Genomic DNA, 19,926 nt, shown 5'->3' on the forward strand with positions numbered 1-19,926 from the left:
CGAAGATGGCTCGCGATGTTCAATCGCGATGGCGGTCAACCGGCTCGCCGGGCAACCTGATCATCGCCGTATTGCGCTTCGATCACGCGCGCTGCGGACTCCGCCGGGTGACGCCGACCCGGGTCACGCCGGCGGGCCGGCGGCTCCCGCATCCGCGATCGACGGCGCGATCGATGGATGGATGACGGCCGCGCGCCCATGGGCCAGCATGCGACCGCGGTGTTCGACACGGAACGCATACTGCGCACCGCCGTCGTCCGCGTAGAGGCATTCGGCATGGACGTCCAGATGACCGTCCAGCTGATCGACGTACTCGTCGAACAACTGCACGTCGCGCAGGCTGACCAGCATGCCCGGCCGCACCTGTTCGTCGCCGCGCGCGCGCGCCAGCAGCGCGCCGTGCACGGCCATCGCCTGCGCGCCGTATTCGGCCAGGTGCACCGCGTGCAGGCCGTGTTCGCCGCGCAGCGGATTGTCGACGCGCGCATGACCGGCGCTGGTCGCGTGGATCGTGCGTGCGTCCCACGCGAGCACGGCGTCGAGCAGGCACATCGTGCCTGCATGGGGAATCAGTTCTTCCCAATCACTCTTCGGCAGCATGCGGCGCCATCAGGATCGACAGGCAGAAGTGGAAGGCCACGCCCAGGCTCACGGTGAGGCCGATCGCGCGCAGCACCGGGATCGTGGCCCACGCCAGCATGCCGAACACCAGCAGCGCGGACAGCACGCAGACGATGGTGGCGTGCAGGGTGCGCCGCTGTTCGGCGGGGTCGCCGGTGTCGCGTTCGAAGAACAGCGCGTAGTGCAAGCCCAGCCCGCCGGCCAGGATCAGCGCCACCAGGTGGAACAGCGAGATCTCGATGCCGATCACCCGCTCCACCGCCAGCACCAGGAAGGTGGCCAGGGTCATCGGCGCCAGCACATGCCAGGCGCGGCGCACGCTGCGCAGCGCGAAGCTGATCGTCAGCACCAGCAGCAGGCTGGCCGCCAGCAGTGCCTGCAGGATGCGCGTGCGGTAATCCACCACCAGCGATTCGGAGGCGGCCTTCAGATCCAGCAGGCGCACGCTGCCGTGGCTGCCGGCGCCCAGCGACTGCAGCGCGGCCACGTCGTGCACGCCGCTGACCGTGCCCAGGCCCAGCCAGTGACCGTCGCGCTCGACCAGCATCGCGGCCAGGCGCTGGCCCAGCGGGGTCTGCGCGTAGCGCTCGGGCGTCAGCGGCGGCAGGCTGCGTGCGGTTTCCACGTCGTCGACGAAGGGCTGGAACAGGTCGGCGCGGAAAGGCAGGCCATGCAGCGCTTCATCCAGTGCATGCTGCAGCGTGGCGCGATCAGGCAGCTTCGCCTGCCGCTCGCGTTGCACCGCGATGCTGGGCAGGTAACGCGACGGCAGTTCCAGCGCATCGGCGGCGTGCTTTGCCACCAGCGCATCGACTTGGGGCTGCAACCGCTCCGACAACGCCAGCACGCCCTGCTCGGTCGGCGCCTGCAGCACCAGCAGGTAGCGCACGTCGGGCGCGCCCAGCGCCTCGCGCAGGCGTGCGTCGTGCTGCAGCAGGTCCTGCGGCAGCGGGGTCAGCGCAGCCAGGTTGTTCTGCCAGAACGAACCGCGCGCCAGGGCCAGCATCGCCACGATCGCGACGGCGACCAGCAGCGGAATCCAGCGCGGCCGTGGCAGCTGGTCGACGAAGCGCCGCGCCCGCGCCAGCCAGGCCATGCCGGCCACGTCGCGGACGCGCCGAGGCAGCAGGTGCGGCAGCAGGTAGCGCGTGCTGAAGCCGGCCACCAGCAGGCCGACGATGGTGAACACCGCCAGCTGTTTCAGGCCGTTCACGCCGGACGCGTAGAACGCGAGGTAGGCGATGCATGCCGACGCAATCGCGGTGAGCAGCAGCGGCCACAACGCGCGCACGCTCTGCACCGCATCCTCGCCGGCGCGGCGATGGCTGAGCACGCGGATCGGGTACTCCTGCGCCACGCCGAGCAGGGTGAAGCCGAACGCCAAGGTGATGCCGTGCACGTCGGGAAACGCCAGGGTCAGCGCCGCGATGCCGGCTAGCGCCGCACTGGCGATCGGCAGCGCGCCCAGCAGCAGCGAACTGAAACTGCGATAGGCCAGCAGCAGCAGCGCGATGAAACCCACGGTGGAGATGCGTCCGATCCAGTCGGCCTGGTGCCGCGTCTGCGCGCCGACGACCACGCTGAAATAGCCCGGACCGCTGAGATCGAGCTTCGCCGCCGCGCTGCCCGGCAACGCGGCGAAGGCCTGGCGGATGCCGTCGATGGATTGTTCCTGTGCACCCGGATCGAAGCCCGCGGCCACTGTCTGCACCAGCAGCAGCGCCTCGTCCTGCGGCGAGAACCACACGCCTTCGCGCACTTCGGGCGACTTCGCCGGTGCCCACAACTCGGCCAGCTTCAGCACTTCCAGCGTGGGATCGCGGGGCAGCAGGCCCTTCAGCAAGCTGGCGGCGGGCGAGGACAGATCGTCCAGGCGCTGTTGCAGCTGATCGGCCAGGTAGGCCTCGTCCAGCGGCTGCGTGTCCAGCGTGGGCGAGAGCAGGAAGCGGTACGGCAACAGGCTGCTGTCCAGCGCGCCGAGATCGAATCCGCCGTTGACCACCTGGCTGTAGCGCGGGTCCTTCTTCAGCGCAGCGAGCAGACCCTGGCTCAACGCGGCCAGCTTCTCGTCGGGGGCGCCGCTGATCGACAGCAGCAGCAATCGCGAACCCGGGCCCTCGCCGACCTGCTCCATCAGCAGGCGCTGGTCGGGCGTGGTCGGCGCAGGCATGAAGCTGCGCAGGTCGGTGCTGATCTTCAGCCGCTGCGCCACCATCCAGCCCAGCGCGGCCAGCGCCAGCAACCACACGACCAGCAAGGTCGCACGGGCACCCCGGCGCATGCTCAGGGCGCGCCCTGGCACAGCGCCTGCAGCGCCTCGCGGGTCGGATCGGCGGGCATCTTCGCGGCCAGCGGACCGAGCAGGTCGACGGCAAGATCACCGTCGGCTTCCTGCATGTGCATGCAGCGCGACTGCTTGCCGACGCCGTCGATGCGGATGCTGGCCACGGTCTTCGCCACGCGCGCGTCGCGCGGCACCAGGGTCAGCGTCCAGGCGCCGTCGGCCTTCCCCGTCTGGGTGATTTCGAACGACTTCTGCAGACGCGCCGCGTCGCCGCTGAGCAGGGCCACGAAGCTGTCCAGCAACACTTGCAGCTGCGGCGCGCGCTTCAGCGAAAAGTGCCGCGCACTCCTGCCCTCGCGCTGCTGGGTGACCTCGCCGTCGGCGATGGTGGAAGTCTCCCGTTGCGGCTGGTCGACGCGCCGCTGCAACTGGTCGCCACCCAGCCACGACAACTCGCCGGACACCACCAGCGGCTGCTGCAACACCTGCAGGAAGCGCGCCTCGGCGAACGCCGTATGCGCGGGCGCCGGCTGGCCCAGCGCGGCGATCAGCGCATGCGCCGGGGAAGACGCTGGCGCCGGCTCAGACGCCGACGCGCTCGCGCACAGCGTCAGCAGCAGGCTCGGCAGCAGGAGGTGCGTCTTGCCAGAAATCATAGAAATTGAACCAGTTGTAGGGAGCGACGTGAATGTAGTGTTCCAGTCGTTTCGCGTAGCGGGCAATCAGCGCATCGAGCGCCGGGCCCCGATCATGCCGCGGAATCTCCACCCGTTCGCTGAATGGCTCGAACACCAGCCGATAGCGGTTGCCGCCCAGATACAGGCCAAAGCACAGTACCACCGGCACCTGCAGCGTATGCGCCAGCAGCCACGGGCTGATCGGGAACGGCGCCGACGAGCCGAGGAACTCGGTACGACGCAGCACCTCATGGCCGCGACCGCGATCGGCCAGCATCGCCACCAGCGCACCGCTGCGGCAGGCTTCGGCCATCGCCAGCGCGATGCTGGTGCCATCCTGCGCCGCATCGATCACGCACTTGCCCACTTCCGGCGCCAGCTCTTCCAGCAGCTCGGTCATCGCCGGCGTCTTCTGCTTGTCCAGCACCACCCGCAACGGCATCCCGGGCCTGCGCGCACCCACCGCGCGCAGGGCTTCGAAACTGCCCTGGTGCGAACCGAACAGCAGCACGCCATGACCGCGCGCGTAGCGCTCGTCGAGCAGCTCCAGGCCTTCGGTCTCGATCTCGAACGGCTGCTCGCCATGCGCGAGCAGGAAGATCCGGTCCAGGATCGTGGCGGCGAAGCAATGGATGTGTTTCAGCACCTGCCATGACGACACCGGGCCGCCCAGCGCGCGCTCCAGGTACTGCCGCGAGGCCAGCCGCTCGGGTCCGCGACGCAGGTAGAAATACAGCGTGATCGGATACAGGCACAACCGACCCAGCCGGCGGCCGCCGTACAGCGCGATGCTGCGGATCAGCCAGATCGCAAAGCGGCCGCCGCCCTCGGGCCGGCTTTGCCAGTGTTCGTTGGTGCTCATGCAGATCCCTCGACCACGCCGCGCGCCAGCAAGCAACCGTCGCGACGGATTTCGAAACGGGCCCGCGAGCCTTCCGGCGCGGCCCCGGTCAGACACAGCGTGGCCGTTTCATCGGGCAGCAACGGTGCCACGAATTTCGCCTCGAGCACCCGCGCCAGACGCTGCCCGCGCCAGCGCCCCAGCGCCAGCGCGACCTGTTCCAGCAAGACCACGCCGGGAACCAGCGGATGGCCGGGGAAGTGCCCCGGCAATGCCGGATGCCCGGCGTCGATGCGCACAGGCTGTTCGAAGCGCCCGCTCATGACGGCATCACCCGCTTGCCGCGCACCAGTTGCGGCCAGTGCAGCGCCAGTTGCAGCATCATGTCGTGCAGGCCCGGATGACTGAGGTGGCGCAGGCGCCAGCGCCGGTAGAGATACTCCAGCAGGAACGCCACGCCCAGCAGCGCGTAGCAACCCAGGTGCAGCCATGCGGCCGCCCAGCGCTCGGGCACCTGCAGCGGCGAGGCGACGCCGAAGCGCTGCAGCAGGCCGCCGTGATCGGCACACAGCAACAGCACGGTCAGCAGCAGCGCCTGCGCGCCGAGCAACAGGGTCCAGAACCAGGTGAGCTGTCGCGCATAGGCCGCGACACCCGGCTGCTGCAACCGCTCGGCCCCTTCGATGGCGATGATGAAGCGTTCCACCAGCGGCTCGGTGGTGGCCAGGGTACGGCCGAACCAGATCGCCAGCAGCACATTGATCAGCACCGGCACCGCTTCCAGCAGCAGGCCGGCGAATCCGCGCATCCAGACCAGCAGCAAGCCGCCCAGCACGGCGCACCACGACAGCCATGCCACCCCTCGTCGCGCCAGCATGGCTGGCAGCAGCAGGACGGTAAGCAGCAGCGCCAGCGCCAGCAGCGCGAAAATCTGTCGATGGCTCAGCGCACCGGCGATCGCCAGCAGGGGATACGCCGGCAGCAGGCACAGCGCAAGACGCCGCGCATGGTCGGGCGATGGAGAGGATGCCGTCATGCCAGGTTCCGCGTGAGCTTCATCCGGATGGCCACCCTGCCATCCCCGCGGGAAGACCGCGTGACGAGACCATGGCGGGTGCGACCGCGGACGTCGGCCAGCCTCAGAGCCTGTGAAGAAAACCGCTTCTTGTGGTGTTCTTCTATCGCACGTCCGGCACATGCCCGGAGGTGCTCACGTGAATCAGTCACTTGCGTGACCGATTCACGTCCGGCCATCCATGGCCGGGCTTCGAGGTTGAAGAAATCACAACCTCTCAGCCGGCGCGATGCTGCTCGACGTGGTCGGACAGGCTGCGCAGGCTGGTGAAGATCTGCCGGTTCTCCGGGTTGTCCGAGCGCAACTGAAAACCGTAGTGCTTGGACACGGCCAGGGCGATCTCCAGCGCGTCGATCGAATCCAGCCCCAGTTCGCCGCCGAACAGCGGTGCATCCGGCTCGATCTGCTCCGCCGTGACGGACTCGAGGTTCAGGCATTCCACCACCAGGGTGGCCAATTCGTGTTGCGCTGCGGTCTGCTCTGCCATGCTCGATTCCGTACGGTGTTTTCATTGCCTCCCCCCGGTGGCAGTGGGCGCGGAGTGTAACATAGCGCCCTTGTCGTCCCCGGTTGTCGAGAATGGTTCAGGGAAGTGAAAACCCGCAAATCGACTCGCTGGCGCGCCGCGCGCCGCGGGTTTCCTATCGCATGGCCGAACCCGCCGCGGTGCTTGCCGAACCCGGCACGCTGGCGGTGTTCGGCTTCGGCGAACACGCCCCGCGCAGCGGGGATCCGCGTTATCTGCAGGTACCGCTGGAAGCGTTCGATGGCCCGGCACCGCTGGAGCTGTGGCAGGTCGATGCGCCGGTGAGCAGCGGTCGCGAGGGTGCGCTGCACTGGGCGGCCGGCGGTGGCTGGCTGTTTGCCTCGATCGAGCTGGACGAGCGCGAGCATGGCGGCGCCACGGCCACCGCGGAGCTGGCCTATCGGCAGCTGCACCAGCTGGTAGCCGCGCGGGCGGAGCATCACGTGCAGCGCGTGTGGAACTACCTCGGGGCCATCAACCACGGTGATGGCGACGCCGAGCACTACAAGCACTTCTGCGATGGCCGCGCCAGCGGCATGGGCGATTTCTTCAGCGAAGGTTTTCCGGCCGCCACCGCGATCGGTCACCACGGCGACGCGCATCGCTTGCAGGTCTACCTGCTGGCCTGCGACCGCCCCGGCCAGAAAGTCGAGAACCCGCGCCAGGTCAGCGCCTGGCGCTACCCCCGCCAGTACGGTCGGACCCCGCCCAGTTTCGCCCGCGCGATGAGCCTGCCGGCCGGTGATGTGCTGGCCATTTCCGGCACGGCCGCCGTGGTCGGCCATGCGTCGGCGCACCAGCACGACCTGGACGCCCAGCTCGCCGAAACCATGGTCAATCTGGACGCCTTGCTGGCCAATGCCGGCATGGCCGGCGGATTCGACAGCCACTCGCCGCTGAAGGCGTATGTTCGCCATCGCGGCGACGCCGCCCGCGTGCGCGAGTTTCTCGGCAGCCGGCTGCCCGGCGTGCCGGTGCTGCTGTTGCACGGCGACATCTGCCGCAGCGAACTGCTGTTCGAGATCGACGGCTGGCGGTACGTCTGAGGAACGGGGAAACGACCAGAACATCCCCGTTCCGACCGACTACCGCTTCACCGGCCGCTTCCAGCCCTCATAAGTCTGCTGCTTGCCGCGCGCCACGGTCAGCTCGCCATCGGGCGCGTCGCGGGTGATCACCGAGCCGGCGCCGATGGTGGCCTGGGCGCCGATCGACACCGGCGCGACCAGCGAACTGTTCGAGCCGATGAAGGCGCCGTCCCCGATCCGCGTGAGGTGCTTGTTCACGCCGTCGTAGTTGCAGGTGATGGTGCCGGCGCCGATGTTGACGCCACGGCCCACCTCGGTGTCGCCGAGATAGGTGAGGTGGTTGGCCTTGCTGCCTTCGCCGAGACGGGTCTTCTTGGTCTCGACGAAATTGCCCACGTGCACGCCGGCATCCAGTTCGGTGCCCGGGCGCAGCCGCGCAAACGGGCCGATCGTGCAGGGACCGCGGGTGACCACGCCATCGAGGTCGCAGTGCGACTGCACCACGGTGCCGGCCGCCAGCTGCACGTTGCGCAAGCGGGTGAAGGCGCCGATGCGCACGTCGTCGCCCAGCGCGACGTCGCCTTCGAGGATCACGTCGATGTCCAGCTCCACGTCGCGCCCGGCCGTGACCACGCCGCGAACGTCGATGCGCAGCGGGTCGGCCAGCCGCACGCCGTCGGCCAGCAGGGCGTGCGCGGCGCGCTGGCGGAAAGCGGCCTCCAGTTCGGTCAGCTGCAGCGGATTGTTGGCGCCGGCGGCCTCGACCGGATCGGCGCACTCCACGCTCAACGCGGGATGGTTCTCCTCGGCCGCCATGCGGAAGATGTCGGTGAGGTAATACTCGCCTTGCGCGTTGTTGCGATCGAGCCGCCCGATCCAGCCGCGCAAGGCGCCGGCCCCGGCGATCAGGATGCCGGTGTTGACCAAGTTCACCGCACGCTGCACGTCGTCGGCGTCCTTTTCCTCGACCACCGCCCGCACGCGGGCATTGCCGTCGCACAGCACCCGGCCGTAGCCGCGCGGCTCGGCCAGCCGCATGGTCAGCAGGCTGAAGCCGCCCTCGGCTTCCACCAGTTGCCGCAGCGTCTCGACGCGGGTCATCGGCACGTCGCCATACAACACCAGCACGCGCGCGTCGTCCGGCACCTCGCCCAGCGCCTGCTCCACCGCGTGGCCGGTGCCCAGGCGCTCGGCCTGCAGTGCCCAGCGCAGGTCGGCCTGGTCGGCGAACGCCGCCTGCACCTGCTCGCCGCAATGACCGTAGACGATGTGCAACGCTGCCGGCTGCAACGCCCGCGCGGCCTCGATGACATGCGCCAGCAACGGCCGGCCGGCCAGCGGCATCAGCACCTTGGGGCGGCTGGATTTCATCCGCGTGCCGGCGCCGGCCGCAAGGATGATGACGTGGAGGGGTGCGTGATTCATGCTGTCGGCCCTGACGTGTTTCGATCGAAAAGCATAGCAGCCGGTTCGGCGCCATTGCCGGCAAGCATGACTCAGGGCTGCGCCGCCGCGGCCGAAACCGTGGACTGGCCCGCGTGGCATTCGAAGCGGAAGACGTAGGTGAGGCTGAATGGCCGCGTGCCGCTGTCCACCACATGGCTGTTGCCCTCGGCATCCGCGGCCCAGCGGCTGATGCTCAGCGGCTGGAACTGCCACTGCCGCGCGGCGGCACGCACCGCATCGATGAAGGCGTGCCGGCTCGCATCGGCCTGCCGCTCGCCGCTCACGCGCACCTCGGCCACCGCGCCCTGGTCATCGATGATCAACAGCGCCGGCACCTCCTGCGGCGGCGGGCAGATGGCCAGCAAGCCCGGCGGATACGCCGGTTTCACGCGCCGGAACGGCGTCGCGCCGCTGGACACCTCGCCCATCGCCAACTGGTAACGCACCGTGCCGGGCGGCGCCACCATCCGCCATGAGGCATCGCCACTGGGCGGCGGCGGCGCAATCCGGGACGTGCTGGCGCAGCCGGCAAGCGATGCGGCCAGAACGGCCAGTGACAACCTGCGCGCGAATCGGATCATGATGAGCTCTTGCCATGGACGAGGCCTCGGAAGCTATCAGATTACACGCGTAATATGTACTGGCGCCACCACGCCGTGGCTGTCCCGGAAACCATCTGTTCCACACGCGAAAACGCCGGCACGAGGCCGGCGTTCGCAGTTCGCAATGTCCATCGAAGCAACCGCTTCATCCGCGGGTGCGGCCATGGACGGGCGCTTCTTGATCCTGGCTCTGCGCTCATGGACGAGCGCACAAACTCAGTGCTTCAGATTCTTGCGCAGACGTTCCAGTGCCTGCAGCTGGGTCATCGCTTCGGCCAGCTTGGCCTGCGCCTCGGCAATTTCCATCGCGTCGGTGCGATTGGCCAGGGCCGCCTCGGCTTCCTGCTTGGCGCGCTGCGCGGAGGCCTCGTCCAGATCGGCGGCGCGGGCCGCGCTGTCGGTCAGCACGGTGACCACCTGCGGCTGCACTTCCAGGATGCCGCCGGAGACCCAGAACTGCTGGCGCTCGCCGCCGTCCAGCAGCACGTCGACGTGACCGGGTTTCAGGCGGGTGATCAGCGGTGCGTGGCGCGGCGTGATGCCGAGCTCACCGAGCTCACCGGTGGCAACGACCATCGTCGCGTCGCCGGAGAAGATCTCGGCTTCGGCACTGACGATGTCGACGCGAATGGTTTGGGTCATGGCTTTTCTCGCTACGCTCGAAGGGAATGGGGGATCGGGAATGGGGAATGGTCAGGAGCGGAAGGAACCGGCGCTTTTGCTTTGCCGATTCCCCGTTCTCTGTTCCCGATTCCCCAAAGCCGCCTCAGGCGGCTTTCTTGGCGCCCATGTCCTCGGCCTTCTTGATCGCCTCGTCGATGCCGCCGACCATGTAGAACGCCTGCTCCGGCAGGTGGTCGACGTCGCCGTCCACGATCATCTTGAAGCCGCGGATGGTTTCCTTCAGCGACACGTACTTGCCCGGCGAGCCGGTGAACACTTCGGCCACGTGGAACGGCTGCGAGAAGAAGCGCTCGCACTTGCGCGCACGCGACACCGCCTGCTTGTCCTCTTCGCTCAGCTCGTCCATGCCGAGGATCGCGATGATGTCCTTCAGTTCCTTGTAGCGCTGCAGCGTGCCCTGCACGCGGCGGGCGACGTTGTAGTGCTCTTCGCCGATCACCAGCGGATCGAGCTGGCGGCTGGTCGAGGCCAGCGGATCCACCGCCGGGTAGATGCCCAGGCTGGCGATGTCGCGCGACAGCGCCACGGTCGAGTCCAGATGCACGAAGGTGGTGGCCGGCGACGGATCGGTGTAGTCATCGGCGGGCACGTAGACGGCCTGGATCGAGGTGATCGAGCCGGTCTTGGTCGAGGTGATGCGCTCCTGCAGCACGCCCATTTCCTCGGCCAGGGTCGGCTGGTAACCCACGGCGGACGGCATGCGGCCCAGCAGCGCGGACACTTCGGTACCGGCCAGCGTGTAGCGGTAGATGTTGTCGACGAACAGCAGCACGTCCTTGCCCTTGCCGGTCTCGTCCTTCTCGTCGCGGAAGTACTCGGCCATGGTCAGGCCGGTCAGCGCGACGCGCAGGCGGTTGCCCGGCGGCTCGTTCATCTGGCCGTACACCATCGCGACCTTGTCCAGAACGTTGGAGTCCTTCATCTCGTGGTAGAAGTCGTTGCCCTCGCGGGTACGCTCGCCCACGCCGGCGAACACGGACAGACCCGAGTGCGCCTTGGCGATGTTGTTGATCAACTCCATCATGTTGACGGTCTTGCCGACGCCGGCGCCGCCGAACAGGCCGACCTTGCCGCCCTTGGCGAACGGGCAGACCAGGTCGATGACCTTGATGCCGGTTTCCAGCAGGTCGGTCGCCGCCGCCTGCTCGTCATAGCTGGGCGCTTCGCGGTGGATGACCCACTGGTCCTGCTCGCCGATCGGGCCGGCTTCGTCGATCGGGTTGCCGAGCACGTCCATGATGCGGCCGAGGGTCGCCTTGCCGACCGGCACCTTGATGCCTTCGCCGGTGTTGCGCGCCTGCAGGCCGCGCTTCAGGCCTTCGGTGGAACCGAGCGCGATCGTGCGCACGATGCCGTCGCCGAGCTGCTGCTGGACTTCCAGCGTGATCTCGGTGCCGTCGATCTTCAGTGCGTCATACACCTGCGGCACCTGATCGCGGGGGAATTCCACGTCGACGACCGCGCCGATGATCTGAACAACTTTGCCCTGGCTCATGCTGATAGCTCCGGATGAATCTCTTTAGGTTTGTTGCGGCGCCGCTTCGCGTCGCCATGAATTTTTTCAAGAGCTGCCGCGGTTACACCGCAGCAGCTCCTCCAACGATTTCGGAAATTTCCTGGGTGATCGCGGCCTGGCGGGCCTTGTTGTAGACCAGCGTCAATTCGCCGATCACCTTGTTCGCGTTGTCCGACGCGCTCTTCATCGCGACCATGCGGGCGGCGTGCTCGCTGGCCAGGTTCTCCAGGGCCGCCTGATACACCACGGACTCGATGTAGCGACCCAGCACGTGCTCCAGCACGGTCTGCGCGTCGGGCTCGTAGATGTAGTCCCAGTCGTGGCTCGCTTCCAGCTTCACGCCAGCGTAAGCCGACTCGCCGGCCGCCTGATGGGCTTCCATTTCCGTGGCCACCAGCGGCAACGGCAGCAGCGCGTCGATGGTCGGCTTCTGCGTCATGGTGTTGACGAAGTCGTTGTAGGCGAGGAACACGCGATCCAGACCGTTGGACGTATAGGCGTCCATCATCACCTTGATCACGCCGACCAGCTGCTCCAGCTTGGGCTTCTCGCCCAGATGGGTCACGCTGCCGATCAGGTTGACGCCCTTGAGCCGACGGAAGAACGCCACCGCCTTCTGGCCCACCGCGACCACGTCGACCTGCACGCCCTGCTTCTGCCACTCGACGATCGCCGGCAGCAGGCGACGGAACAGGTTGGAGTTGAGGCCGCCGCACAGGCCGCGATCGGTCGACACCACGATGAAACCGACCCGCGCCACGTTGTCGCGCTGGGTCAGGAACGGATGGCTGAAATCCGTGCTGGCCTGGGCCACGTGCGCGATCACCTTGCGCATCGAGCGGGCGTACGGACGCGAAGCCTTCATCAGGTCCTGCGCACGACGGATCTTCGCGGCAGAGACCATTTCGAGCGCGCGCGTCACCTTGCGCATGTTCTGCGTGCTCTTGATCTTGGTTTTGATTTCGCGTCCGCTGGCCATGCTTTACTCGCTCGCTTTGCTCACATCGGGGAACGGGGAACGGGGAACGGGAGGATCAGTTGCGGAACGGGCGCGCTCTTGTACCGCGCTCCCTGTTCCCTGTTCCCTGCGTCACCAGCTACCGGTCTTCTTGTACTCGTCCAGCGAGGCCTTGAAGGTGGCTTCGATGTCGCCGTTCCAGTCGCCGGTGGCCACGATCTTCTTCATCAGCTCTTCGTGGTTCTGGTGCATGAAGGCGTGCAGGCCCTTCTCGAACGCCAGCACCTTGTTCACCGGCAGGTCGTCCAGATAGCCCTTCTCGGCCGCGTACACCGACAGAGCCAGCTCGGCGATCGACAGCGGCGCGTACTGCGCCTGCTTCATCAGCTCGGTCACGCGCTGACCACGGTCCAGCTGGGCGCGGGTGGCCGGGTCCAGATCCGAAGCGAACTGCGCAAACGCGGCCAGCTCGCGGAACTGCGCCAGCGCCAGCTTCACACCGCCGGACAGCTTCTTGACGATCTTGGTCTGCGCGGCACCGCCGACGCGGGACACCGAGATACCGGCGTTCACGGCCGGACGGATACCGGCGTTGAACAGGTCGGTTTCCAGGAAGATCTGGCCGTCAGTGATCGAGATCACGTTGGTCGGCACGAACGCCGAAACGTCGCCGCCCTGGGTCTCGATGATCGGCAGCGCGGTCAGCGAACCGGTCTTGCCCTTCACTTCGCCGTTGGTGAACTTCTCGACGTATTCCTCGGACACGCGCGATGCGCGCTCGAGCAGACGCGAGTGGAGATAGAACACGTCGCCCGGATACGCTTCGCGGCCCGGCGGACGCTTCAGCAGCAGCGAGATCTGGCGATACGCCACGGCCTGCTTGGAAAGATCGTCGTACACGATCAGCGCGTCTTCGCCGCGATCACGGAAGTATTCGCCCATCGCGCAACCCGAATACGGCGCCACGTACTGCAGCGCAGCCGACTCGGAGGCCGAGGCGACCACCACGATGGTGTGCGCCAGCGCGCCGTGCGCTTCCAGTTTGCGCACCACGTTGGCCACCGACGAGCGCTTCTGGCCGATCGCCACGTAGATGCACTTAATGCCCGAACCCTTCTGCGCGATGATCGCGTCGATCGCCAGCGCGGTCTTGCCGGTCTGGCGGTCGCCGATGATCAGCTCGCGCTGGCCACGACCGACCGGGATCATCGCGTCGACCGACTTGTAGCCGGTCTGCAGCGGCTGGTCGACCGACTTGCGCCAGATCACGCCCGGCGCGACCTTCTCGACTTCGGCATTGAGCTTGGCGTTGATCGGACCCTTGCCGTCGATCGGGTTGCCCAGCGCGTCGACGACGCGACCGAGCAGCTCGGGGCCAACCGGCACTTCGAGGATGCGGCCGGTGGTCTTGGCGGTGTCGCCTTCGCGCAGGTGCTGGTATTCACCCAGCACCACCGCGCCGACCGAGTCGCGCTCGAGGTTCAGCGCCAGTGCAAACGCGTTGCCCGGCAGTTCGATCATTTCGCCCTGCATCACGTCGGCCAGGCCGTGGATGCGCACGATGCCGTCGGACACGCTGATGATCGTGCCCTCGTTGCGCGCTTCCGCGCCGAGCTTGAACTGCTCGATGCGGCTCTTGATCAGTTCGCTGATCTCGGACGGATTCAGTGTGGTGCTGGACATGGTCATCTATCCCAAAAATCTAGAAATGAGTTAAGAGGAACGAGTGGTGAGCAAGAGCGGCGGCGTGGTCAGGTATATGCCACTCGTTTCTCACTTCTCTCCACTTTATTTCTGCTTTCAATTTGCCAGGGCACCGGCCAGCTGCGCGAGACGTCCGCGCGCCGAACCGTCGATCACTTCCGTGCCGGTATCGATCACCACGCCGGCCAGCAGCGAGGCATCGACCGAAGTTTCCAGTTCGATCTCGCGCTTGAAGCGGCGCTTCAGCGACGCCTTGAGCTGTTCGGACTGCGCCGCATCCAGGGTCATCGCGCTGGTCACCTTGACCAGCAGCTGCGATTCGGACTCGCGCTTCAGCATCTCGAACAACTCGGCCACTTCGGGCAGCAGAACCAGGCGGCGCTGCTCGGCCATCTCGGTCAGGAACTGGCCGAACGGCGCATCGACCGCCATGCCGGCCGGCAGATGCAGCGCCACCAGCTGAGCCGGCAGCACCCGCGGATCATTGCCGAGGCCGGCCACGAGCGCATCGCCCGCCACCGCCGCAGCAAACGCCAGCGACTGCGACCACGAAGCCAGCGTGCCGGACGCGTGCGCCACCTCAAAGGCGGCGCGGGCGTACGGACGGGCGAGGGTGATTGCCTGGGCCATCGATCAGATCTCGGCCGCAAGCTGGTCGAGCAGGGCCTTGTGCGTCGAGGCATCCACCTCGCGCTGCACGATCTTGCTGGCACCCTGCACCGCGAGCGCACCGACCTGCTCACGCAGCTGGTCGCGTGCACGCTGCGCCATCGACGCAATGTCATCCTGCGCCGCGGCCTTCAGACGGTTGATCTCGCTGATCGCTTCGCCACGGGCCTTGTCGATGATCTGATTGGCCTGCTGCTGGGCCTTGTCGATGATCTCCGACGCCTGCAGGCGGGCCTGCTTGATCTCGCCAGCCACCTTCACGTCCGCGCTCTTCAGCTCGGCATGGGCGCGCTCGGCGGCATTCAGCCCTTCGGCGATCTTGACCTGGCGATCTTCGATGGCCTTGTTGATGTGCGGCCAGATGAAGTGGACGCTGAACCAGATCAGGATGGCGAACGAAATCATTTCGCCAATCAAGGTCGCGTTGAAATCCATCGCTGCGTTACCTGTAAATACGGAACAAGACAAACGCGGGAATCAGGGAAACCCGCGCCAGATACGCGATGGCGCCTCGATGGGCGCCATCGCGAGGGTGCTTCTTACTGACCCGCGCCGGCGGCGGACAGCACCTTGCCCAGCAGCGGGTTGGCCACGGCGAAGTACATCGCCAGCGCCACGCCGATCAGGAACGCGGCGTCGATCAGACCAGCCAGCAGGAACATGCGGCCCTGCAGCAGCGGCACCAGCTCCGGCTGACGCGCGGCGGCTTCAAGGAACTTCGAACCCATGATGCCGATACCGATACAGGCGCCGAGCGCACCAAAACCGATGATCAGGCCGAGCGCGATGGCGGTGAAGCCCTGGATTTGTGCAAACTGGACGAGATGTTCCACGGTAGTCTCCTGAGAAATTCAAACTGGAATAGACAAAGCGGTTGCAGCAGATGATTCGAGAACGCCGATCAGTGGTGATCGTGCGCCATCGAGATGTACACGATCGTCAGCACCATGAAGATGAACGCCTGGATCGAGATGATCAGGATGTGGAAGATGCCCCACACCGTGTAGCCGATGATGCCCGCACCATACAGCGCCCAGCCCGCCAGGCCGGCACCGGCGCTGAACAGGCCGGCGATCAGCATGAACACCAGCTCGCCTGCATACATGTTGCCGAACAGTCGCATCGCCAGGCTCACAGGCTTGGAGGCGAGCTCGACCAGGTTCAGCGCGAAATTGGGAATCCACAGCAGCGGGTGCTTGCCGAACGGTGCGGTGAACAGCTCGCTCATGTAGCCGCCGGCGCCCTTGGCCTTGAAGCTGTAGAAGATGATCAGCACGAACACCGTCAGCGACATCGCGAACGTCATGTTGATGTCGGCGGTGGGCACGGCGCGGAAGTGGCCGATGCCGAACTTCTCGGTGATCCACGGCAGCAGGTCGACCGGCAGCAGGTCCATCGCGTTCATCAGGAAGACCCAGACGAACACGGTCAGCGCCAGCGGCCCCAGCACGCGGCGATCGCCGTGGAACACGTCCTTGACCTGGCCATCGACGAACTCGAGGATGATCTCGACAAAGGCTTGGCCCTTGCCCGGCACGCCGGCCGTGGCCTTGCGCGCCTTCAGCCAGAACCACAGGCAGAACAGCACGCCCAGCACCAGCGACACGGTGACCGAGTCGACGTGCACCGCCCAGAACCCGCCCTCGCTGGTATGCGGGGTCAGGTGCTTGAGATGGTGCTGGATGTATTCGGTAAGACCGCCAGTCGGCTCGCTTGCCATGGATCAACCCTTGAATCTGAACGCCAGCAGATAAACCGCGTAAGCCGCCGCCAACCCCGTGATGGCGGCCAGCGGTGGCAACTTGAGTTGGAACAGGATCACGATCAGCCCTCCGACGATCACGATCCATTTCAGGAACACGCCCGTCAGCAACCGGCCCAACGCCTGACCCGCGCCCGTCACGCCGCTGAAGAATCGCGCCGACATCAGCGCGGTACCCAGCGCCACCATCGTCGCGCCCGCAGCAGCCGAAACCGCTTCACGCGGTCCCAATGCGAGAAACACGAGGCCGACCAGCAACGCCACCAGCAACTGCAGCAGGACAATGCGCAGCGCGATGCGTCGACCGGAGGCAAGACTGTTGAGCAACGTAGCTTCTCCGCGCGGCCTGCAGCAGGCGGCACCGATACAGCTGCGGGCCACGATCCAATCCGTAAAAGTATAGCAGTTGAAAAGTTGCCGGGACAAGCCGTGGAAGCTGCGACATCGTGTCCCGCGGCACGCTTAACGCATTGAATTGTGGAGCCCGCGCGGGCCATGCCACAAAATCTTTCGAGACCACATGCAAACAGGGCCGGAACGAAGTCCGGCCCTGTTTGGGTCACGCCGAGCGCAACTGATGCCGCTGGATTACTTGGCGGAAGCCTTCTTGGCGGCGACCGGCGCGGCGACCGCGTCATTGGCAGCCTGACGCTGCTCCTGCACGAGGGCATTCAGCGACTCGGCGGTCTTCTGGGTCACGGCGATCACTTCCTGCGAAACGGCCACGGCGCGCTCGGCATTCTCGCGGCTCAGGCTGCTGCCCTTTTCCCACAGGCTGCGCAGACCATCCATGTCGCGGGTTTCCATCGCCTCGGCGACGAACTGGGCGGAGACCTTGGACTGCTCCTCGAGCGCCTTGAGCTGCAGCTCGGCGACCGTCTCCAGGCCCTTCAAGGCCAGCGACTGCGCCTTGAACGCACTGTCGGTGAACTGCTTGGTGAAAGCGAAAAGCTGGTTGTTGAACTGCTGCGTCATGGCTTGGTCCTCGTTGAGGATGGGGTAGTGGCAGCCATTCTAGCGAAAGATTTTGTGCAGTGCAATATATATTTCCGGACGACAACCAGACCAGCGGGGAAATATTCAGGAAAAACGATCTGTTGGAGTCGCCATGGACCACGTCGCGCCGCGTCAAAGCGATCATCCCGAGCCCAGCCCCGACCGAAGACTGCAGAGCCTGGCGCGGACCCGATGACGGGGTCGGCTCACATGCCCCGGTATCGACATCCCGACGTGCAGGTTTCATGCACCACCACTTCGGAAAGCAGCGGCAGCGCGGGCTTCAGCCGATCCCAGATCCATACCGCCAGCCGCTCGCTGGTCGGATTCTCCAGCCCCTCGATGTCATTGAGATAGTGATGATCGAGCTGATCGTAAATCGGCTGAAACACCGTTTTGACGTCGCCAAAATCCATCACCCAACCCGACTCCACCCCGAGCTCGCCGGTCAGATGCAACTCGACCCGGAACGAATGCCCATGCAGCCGCGCGCACTTGTGCCCCTCCGGCACGTTGGGCAGGCGGTGAGCCGCTTCGAGGGTGAAGACTTTGAAGATGTTCATCGGCGGATTGTACAGCCATGGGAAAGTCGCCCAGCATCAGTAGAAGGACGACATTCCGAACCCGCCTGGCGCTGCCACGGCCTCGCAACCATGCGCCACTTTTCACCAAACAGCATGACTGGTCGGAACGCAGGTAGAACACGCAGGCGCCAGGGAAGTCGGGCACCTTGGCCGTGCAAGGTCTGCGATCGACTTCCGCGGTTTGCAAAGAGGCGTTTGGTGGCTATGGGTGGACTCGAACCACCGACCCCAGCATTATGAGTGCTGTGCTCTAACCAGCTGAGCTACATAGCCTTGAGGAATTCCGCCGGGCTGGATCGGAACGATCACGGGCGGGGCGCGGAAGTGTAGTGGGCCGGGGGCGAAGGTTCAAGCCTGTGGCTTGCCGCTGCTTTGCGGGCTGTGGTTGAATCGGCTTCAGGAATTCGGCGTGGCGTGCAGGAAAACTGCGTCGTTCGGCTCCAGGAGGCGACATGATTGATGTAGATGGCTACCGTCCGAATGTCGGCATCGTGCTGCTGAATGCAGACGGGCAGTTGTTCTGGGCGCGCCGGGTCAATCGTGACGGCTGGCAGTTCCCGCAGGGCGGCATGCGCTCGGACGAGACGCCGCTGGAGGCGATGTATCGCGAACTGGAAGAGGAAACCGGGCTGGCGGCGCATCACGTGGAAGTGATCACCGCCACCCACGGCTGGCTGAAGTACCGCCTGCCGAGTCGCTACGTGCGGCACCACCAGCGGCCGACCTGCATCGGTCAGAAGCAGGTGTGGTTTCTGCTGAAGCTGGTCGGCGGCGAGGAAGCGTTGAAGCTGGATGCCTGCGAAAAGCCGGAGTTCGACATCTGGCGCTGGGTGGATTTCTGGTACCCCGCGGCGCACGTGGTGAACTTCAAGCGCGACGTGTACGCACGGGCGCTGCGCCATTTCGCGCCACTGGTGGAGGACTTGTTCAGCGTGCAGCTGGGCACCCTGCCGCCGCGCGACGAGCCCGACACACCCTCCAGGCCGCAGGGCGGTCGCGCGGTGGCCTGAACCGGTTGAACGGGCGCTCGGCTGAATTCCGGGCAATCGGCGCCGACCCACTTGTTGACAATCGTTCGCATTCGCGTTCTCATACGCGTCATGTATATCTGCATGTGCAATGCCGTCACCGATCACGACATCCGCCGCGAGGCGGCTGCCGGCGTACAGACGTTCGCCGAGTTGCAGGCGCGTACCGGCTGCTCGGACTGCTGCGGCTGCTGCGATGCCGAGGCACGCGCCACGTTCGACCAGGCGCGCTCGCAGGTGATCTGCCAGTTGCCGCTCGTCACGGCCTGATTCCCCCTTCGTTTCATGCGCAACCCGGCCGGAGTCCGCTCCGCACGCCGGGCAAAGGCGTTCCATTCTCATTCCGTCGCCGCCAACGCGGAGTTTGTATAGTCGGGACTGATTTTCGAGAGGAGTGGAAGCCATGAAAGGTGATGCGAAGGTCATCGAATTCCTCAACAAGGTGCTCTACAACGAGCTGACCGCGATCAACCAGTATTTCCTGCATTACCGCATGCTCAAGGACTGGGGCTATGGCGAACTGGCCGCGCATGAATACAAGGAGTCGATCGAGGAGATGAAGCACGCCGATCACCTGATCGAGCGCATCCTGTTCCTCGATGGCCTGCCGAACCTGCAACACCTGGGCAAGCTGCGCATCGGCGAGAACGCGATCGAGTCGATGCAGGGCGACCTGGACCTGGAACTGGCGGCAGTGAAGGACCTGCGCGAGGCCATCGCCTACAGCGAAGGCATCGCCGATTACATCAGCCGCGACCTGTTCAAGGACATCCTGCACGACGAGGAAGAGCACATCGACTGGCTGGAGACCCAGTTCAGCCTGATCAGGGACATCGGCGCGGAGCGTTATCTGCAGAACAAGATGACCAGCTGACGCCGCCACACCGGACGAGCCGCCGCCCGATTCGTGCTGCCGTTCCTTGAC

At 66.0% G+C, this 19,926-nt stretch carries 24 protein-coding genes and 1 tRNA gene; 4 read left to right on the forward strand and 21 right to left on the reverse strand.

Annotation, left to right across the window (positions count from 1 at the left end; translation table 11 throughout):
* Positions 1 to 123 precede the first annotated feature (123 nt).
* The 7 genes from I6J77_RS16890 to I6J77_RS16920 form a co-directional block, all read right to left on the reverse strand.
* A complete protein-coding gene (locus tag I6J77_RS16890) occupies positions 124 to 600 on the reverse strand; it encodes a phosphotransferase (protein ID WP_204109937.1) in 477 nt (158 codons plus the stop codon).
* Positions 584 to 2,902, reverse strand: a complete 2,319-nt coding sequence (locus I6J77_RS16895; protein WP_204109938.1) for an MMPL family transporter — start codon at positions 2,900 to 2,902, stop codon at positions 584 to 586. Before I6J77_RS16895 ends, I6J77_RS16890 begins: the two co-directional genes overlap by 17 nt.
* Before the next feature lie 2 nt (positions 2,903 to 2,904).
* Complete coding sequence (locus tag I6J77_RS16900; RefSeq protein WP_204109939.1) at positions 2,905 to 3,561, reverse strand: LolA-related protein; 657 nt, start codon at positions 3,559 to 3,561, stop codon at positions 2,905 to 2,907.
* Complete coding sequence (locus tag I6J77_RS16905) at positions 3,488 to 4,444, reverse strand: acyltransferase (protein ID WP_204109940.1); 957 nt, start codon at positions 4,442 to 4,444, stop codon at positions 3,488 to 3,490. Before I6J77_RS16905 ends, I6J77_RS16900 begins: the two co-directional genes overlap by 74 nt.
* Complete coding sequence (locus I6J77_RS16910) at positions 4,441 to 4,746, reverse strand: hydroxymyristoyl-ACP dehydratase (protein ID WP_204109941.1); 306 nt, start codon at positions 4,744 to 4,746, stop codon at positions 4,441 to 4,443. Before I6J77_RS16910 ends, I6J77_RS16905 begins: the two co-directional genes overlap by 4 nt.
* On the reverse strand, positions 4,743 to 5,459 hold the full coding sequence (locus I6J77_RS16915) for a xanthomonadin biosynthesis protein (RefSeq protein WP_204109942.1): 717 nt from the start codon (positions 5,457 to 5,459) through the stop codon (positions 4,743 to 4,745). The genes I6J77_RS16910 and I6J77_RS16915 overlap by 4 nt, the downstream gene beginning before the upstream one ends.
* A 256-nt stretch (positions 5,460 to 5,715) precedes the next feature.
* Positions 5,716 to 5,985, reverse strand: a complete 270-nt coding sequence (locus I6J77_RS16920; RefSeq protein WP_056715942.1) for a phosphopantetheine-binding protein — start codon at positions 5,983 to 5,985, stop codon at positions 5,716 to 5,718.
* Between the two features lie 92 nt (positions 5,986 to 6,077).
* On the opposite strand from I6J77_RS16920, the gene I6J77_RS16925 reads away from it, so the two are divergent.
* Positions 6,078 to 7,070 carry a pteridine-dependent deoxygenase gene (locus I6J77_RS16925; protein WP_204109943.1) on the forward strand — a complete coding sequence of 331 codons (993 nt, stop codon included), beginning with the start codon at positions 6,078 to 6,080 and terminating at the stop codon, positions 7,068 to 7,070.
* Positions 7,071 to 7,109: 39 nt separating this feature from the next.
* Here the strand turns inward: I6J77_RS16925 and glmU are convergent, their stop codons facing one another.
* From glmU to I6J77_RS16995, 14 genes are all read right to left on the reverse strand, one after another.
* Complete coding sequence (gene glmU, locus I6J77_RS16930; protein ID WP_204109944.1) at positions 7,110 to 8,477, reverse strand: bifunctional UDP-N-acetylglucosamine diphosphorylase/glucosamine-1-phosphate N-acetyltransferase GlmU; 1,368 nt, start codon at positions 8,475 to 8,477, stop codon at positions 7,110 to 7,112.
* Between the two features lie 71 nt (positions 8,478 to 8,548).
* Positions 8,549 to 9,079 carry a hypothetical protein gene (locus tag I6J77_RS16935; protein ID WP_204109945.1) on the reverse strand — a complete coding sequence of 177 codons (531 nt, stop codon included), beginning with the start codon at positions 9,077 to 9,079 and terminating at the stop codon, positions 8,549 to 8,551.
* Between the two features lie 237 nt (positions 9,080 to 9,316).
* Positions 9,317 to 9,742: a F0F1 ATP synthase subunit epsilon gene (locus tag I6J77_RS16940; protein WP_056715927.1), complete on the reverse strand. Its 426-nt coding sequence runs from the start codon at positions 9,740 to 9,742 to the stop codon at positions 9,317 to 9,319.
* A gap of 124 nt (positions 9,743 to 9,866) precedes the next feature.
* The gene (gene atpD, locus I6J77_RS16945) at positions 9,867 to 11,279 is read right to left on the reverse strand and encodes a F0F1 ATP synthase subunit beta (protein ID WP_056715925.1); all 1,413 of its coding nucleotides are present in this window, start codon (positions 11,277 to 11,279) and stop codon (positions 9,867 to 9,869) included.
* An 82-nt stretch (positions 11,280 to 11,361) separates the two neighbouring features.
* The gene (atpG, locus tag I6J77_RS16950; protein ID WP_056715922.1) at positions 11,362 to 12,279 is read right to left on the reverse strand and encodes a F0F1 ATP synthase subunit gamma; all 918 of its coding nucleotides are present in this window, start codon (positions 12,277 to 12,279) and stop codon (positions 11,362 to 11,364) included.
* A gap of 111 nt (positions 12,280 to 12,390) precedes the next feature.
* Positions 12,391 to 13,941, reverse strand: a complete 1,551-nt coding sequence (atpA, locus tag I6J77_RS16955) for a F0F1 ATP synthase subunit alpha (protein WP_204109946.1) — start codon at positions 13,939 to 13,941, stop codon at positions 12,391 to 12,393.
* Positions 13,942 to 14,058: 117 nt separating this feature from the next.
* Entirely contained in the window at positions 14,059 to 14,592 is a 534-nt protein-coding gene (locus tag I6J77_RS16960) for a F0F1 ATP synthase subunit delta (RefSeq protein ID WP_204109947.1), read from the reverse strand.
* A gap of 3 nt (positions 14,593 to 14,595) precedes the next feature.
* Positions 14,596 to 15,066 (reverse strand): F0F1 ATP synthase subunit B, encoded by a 471-nt coding sequence (locus I6J77_RS16965; protein WP_056715917.1) that lies wholly within the window; start codon positions 15,064 to 15,066, stop codon positions 14,596 to 14,598.
* 104 nt (positions 15,067 to 15,170) lie between these two features.
* Positions 15,171 to 15,464, reverse strand: coding sequence for a F0F1 ATP synthase subunit C (gene atpE, locus I6J77_RS16970; protein WP_007807016.1), 294 nt, complete (start codon positions 15,462 to 15,464; stop codon positions 15,171 to 15,173).
* 68 nt (positions 15,465 to 15,532) lie between these two features.
* Complete coding sequence (atpB, locus tag I6J77_RS16975) at positions 15,533 to 16,351, reverse strand: F0F1 ATP synthase subunit A (RefSeq protein ID WP_056715915.1); 819 nt, start codon at positions 16,349 to 16,351, stop codon at positions 15,533 to 15,535.
* 3 nt (positions 16,352 to 16,354) lie between these two features.
* Positions 16,355 to 16,720, reverse strand: a complete 366-nt coding sequence (locus I6J77_RS16980) for an ATP synthase subunit I (RefSeq protein ID WP_056715914.1) — start codon at positions 16,718 to 16,720, stop codon at positions 16,355 to 16,357.
* A 261-nt stretch (positions 16,721 to 16,981) separates the two neighbouring features.
* The gene (locus I6J77_RS16985; RefSeq protein WP_204109948.1) at positions 16,982 to 17,368 is read right to left on the reverse strand and encodes a phasin family protein; all 387 of its coding nucleotides are present in this window, start codon (positions 17,366 to 17,368) and stop codon (positions 16,982 to 16,984) included.
* A 227-nt stretch (positions 17,369 to 17,595) separates the two neighbouring features.
* Complete coding sequence (gene queD / locus I6J77_RS16990; RefSeq protein ID WP_204109949.1) at positions 17,596 to 17,952, reverse strand: 6-carboxytetrahydropterin synthase QueD; 357 nt, start codon at positions 17,950 to 17,952, stop codon at positions 17,596 to 17,598.
* A gap of 217 nt (positions 17,953 to 18,169) precedes the next feature.
* A tRNA-Met gene (locus I6J77_RS16995) sits at positions 18,170 to 18,246 on the reverse strand.
* A 179-nt stretch (positions 18,247 to 18,425) separates the two neighbouring features.
* Here I6J77_RS16995 and I6J77_RS17000 point away from each other — a divergent pair.
* The 3 genes from I6J77_RS17000 to bfr all read left to right on the forward strand — a co-directional run bounded on the left by I6J77_RS17000 (position 18,426) and on the right by bfr (position 19,875).
* Entirely contained in the window at positions 18,426 to 18,983 is a 558-nt protein-coding gene (locus I6J77_RS17000) for an RNA pyrophosphohydrolase (RefSeq protein WP_056715907.1), read from the forward strand.
* Between the two features lie 90 nt (positions 18,984 to 19,073).
* Entirely contained in the window at positions 19,074 to 19,271 is a 198-nt protein-coding gene (locus tag I6J77_RS17005) for a (2Fe-2S)-binding protein (protein WP_040673053.1), read from the forward strand.
* Positions 19,272 to 19,404: 133 nt separating this feature from the next.
* The gene (gene bfr, locus I6J77_RS17010; protein ID WP_056715904.1) at positions 19,405 to 19,875 is read left to right on the forward strand and encodes a bacterioferritin; all 471 of its coding nucleotides are present in this window, start codon (positions 19,405 to 19,407) and stop codon (positions 19,873 to 19,875) included.
* Positions 19,876 to 19,926: the final 51 nt, after the last annotated feature.

This window comes from Rhodanobacter sp. FDAARGOS 1247 (assembly GCF_016889805.1).
In the GTDB taxonomy this organism is placed as follows: Bacteria; Pseudomonadota; Gammaproteobacteria; order Xanthomonadales; family Rhodanobacteraceae; genus Rhodanobacter.

Bases quoted from the DNA above. Each gene is read 5' to 3' on its own strand.
- I6J77_RS16890 (WP_204109937.1), bottom strand. From the start codon at position 600: ATGCTGCCGAAGAGTGATTGGGAAGAACTGATTCCCCATGCAGGCACG.
- I6J77_RS16895 (WP_204109938.1), bottom strand. From the start codon at position 2,902: ATGCGCCGGGGTGCCCGTGCGACCTTGCTGGTCGTGTGGTTGCTGGCG.
- I6J77_RS16900 (WP_204109939.1), bottom strand. From the start codon at position 3,561: ATGATTTCTGGCAAGACGCACCTCCTGCTGCCGAGCCTGCTGCTGACG.
- I6J77_RS16905 (WP_204109940.1), bottom strand. From the start codon at position 4,444: ATGAGCACCAACGAACACTGGCAAAGCCGGCCCGAGGGCGGCGGCCGC.
- I6J77_RS16910 (WP_204109941.1), bottom strand. From the start codon at position 4,746: ATGAGCGGGCGCTTCGAACAGCCTGTGCGCATCGACGCCGGGCATCCG.
- I6J77_RS16915 (WP_204109942.1), bottom strand. From the start codon at position 5,459: ATGACGGCATCCTCTCCATCGCCCGACCATGCGCGGCGTCTTGCGCTG.
- I6J77_RS16920 (WP_056715942.1), bottom strand. From the start codon at position 5,985: ATGGCAGAGCAGACCGCAGCGCAACACGAATTGGCCACCCTGGTGGTG.
- I6J77_RS16925 (WP_204109943.1), top strand. From the start codon at position 6,078: ATGGTTCAGGGAAGTGAAAACCCGCAAATCGACTCGCTGGCGCGCCGC.
- glmU (WP_204109944.1), bottom strand. From the start codon at position 8,477: ATGAATCACGCACCCCTCCACGTCATCATCCTTGCGGCCGGCGCCGGC.
- I6J77_RS16935 (WP_204109945.1), bottom strand. From the start codon at position 9,079: ATGATCCGATTCGCGCGCAGGTTGTCACTGGCCGTTCTGGCCGCATCG.
- I6J77_RS16940 (WP_056715927.1), bottom strand. From the start codon at position 9,742: ATGACCCAAACCATTCGCGTCGACATCGTCAGTGCCGAAGCCGAGATC.
- atpD (WP_056715925.1), bottom strand. From the start codon at position 11,279: ATGAGCCAGGGCAAAGTTGTTCAGATCATCGGCGCGGTCGTCGACGTG.
- atpG (WP_056715922.1), bottom strand. From the start codon at position 12,279: ATGGCCAGCGGACGCGAAATCAAAACCAAGATCAAGAGCACGCAGAAC.
- atpA (WP_204109946.1), bottom strand. From the start codon at position 13,941: ATGTCCAGCACCACACTGAATCCGTCCGAGATCAGCGAACTGATCAAG.
- I6J77_RS16960 (WP_204109947.1), bottom strand. From the start codon at position 14,592: ATGGCCCAGGCAATCACCCTCGCCCGTCCGTACGCCCGCGCCGCCTTT.
- I6J77_RS16965 (WP_056715917.1), bottom strand. From the start codon at position 15,066: ATGGATTTCAACGCGACCTTGATTGGCGAAATGATTTCGTTCGCCATC.
- atpB (WP_056715915.1), bottom strand. From the start codon at position 16,351: ATGGCAAGCGAGCCGACTGGCGGTCTTACCGAATACATCCAGCACCAT.
- I6J77_RS16985 (WP_204109948.1), bottom strand. From the start codon at position 17,368: ATGACGCAGCAGTTCAACAACCAGCTTTTCGCTTTCACCAAGCAGTTC.
- queD (WP_204109949.1), bottom strand. From the start codon at position 17,952: ATGAACATCTTCAAAGTCTTCACCCTCGAAGCGGCTCACCGCCTGCCC.
- I6J77_RS17000 (WP_056715907.1), top strand. From the start codon at position 18,426: ATGATTGATGTAGATGGCTACCGTCCGAATGTCGGCATCGTGCTGCTG.
- I6J77_RS17005 (WP_040673053.1), top strand. From the start codon at position 19,074: ATGTATATCTGCATGTGCAATGCCGTCACCGATCACGACATCCGCCGC.
- bfr (WP_056715904.1), top strand. From the start codon at position 19,405: ATGAAAGGTGATGCGAAGGTCATCGAATTCCTCAACAAGGTGCTCTAC.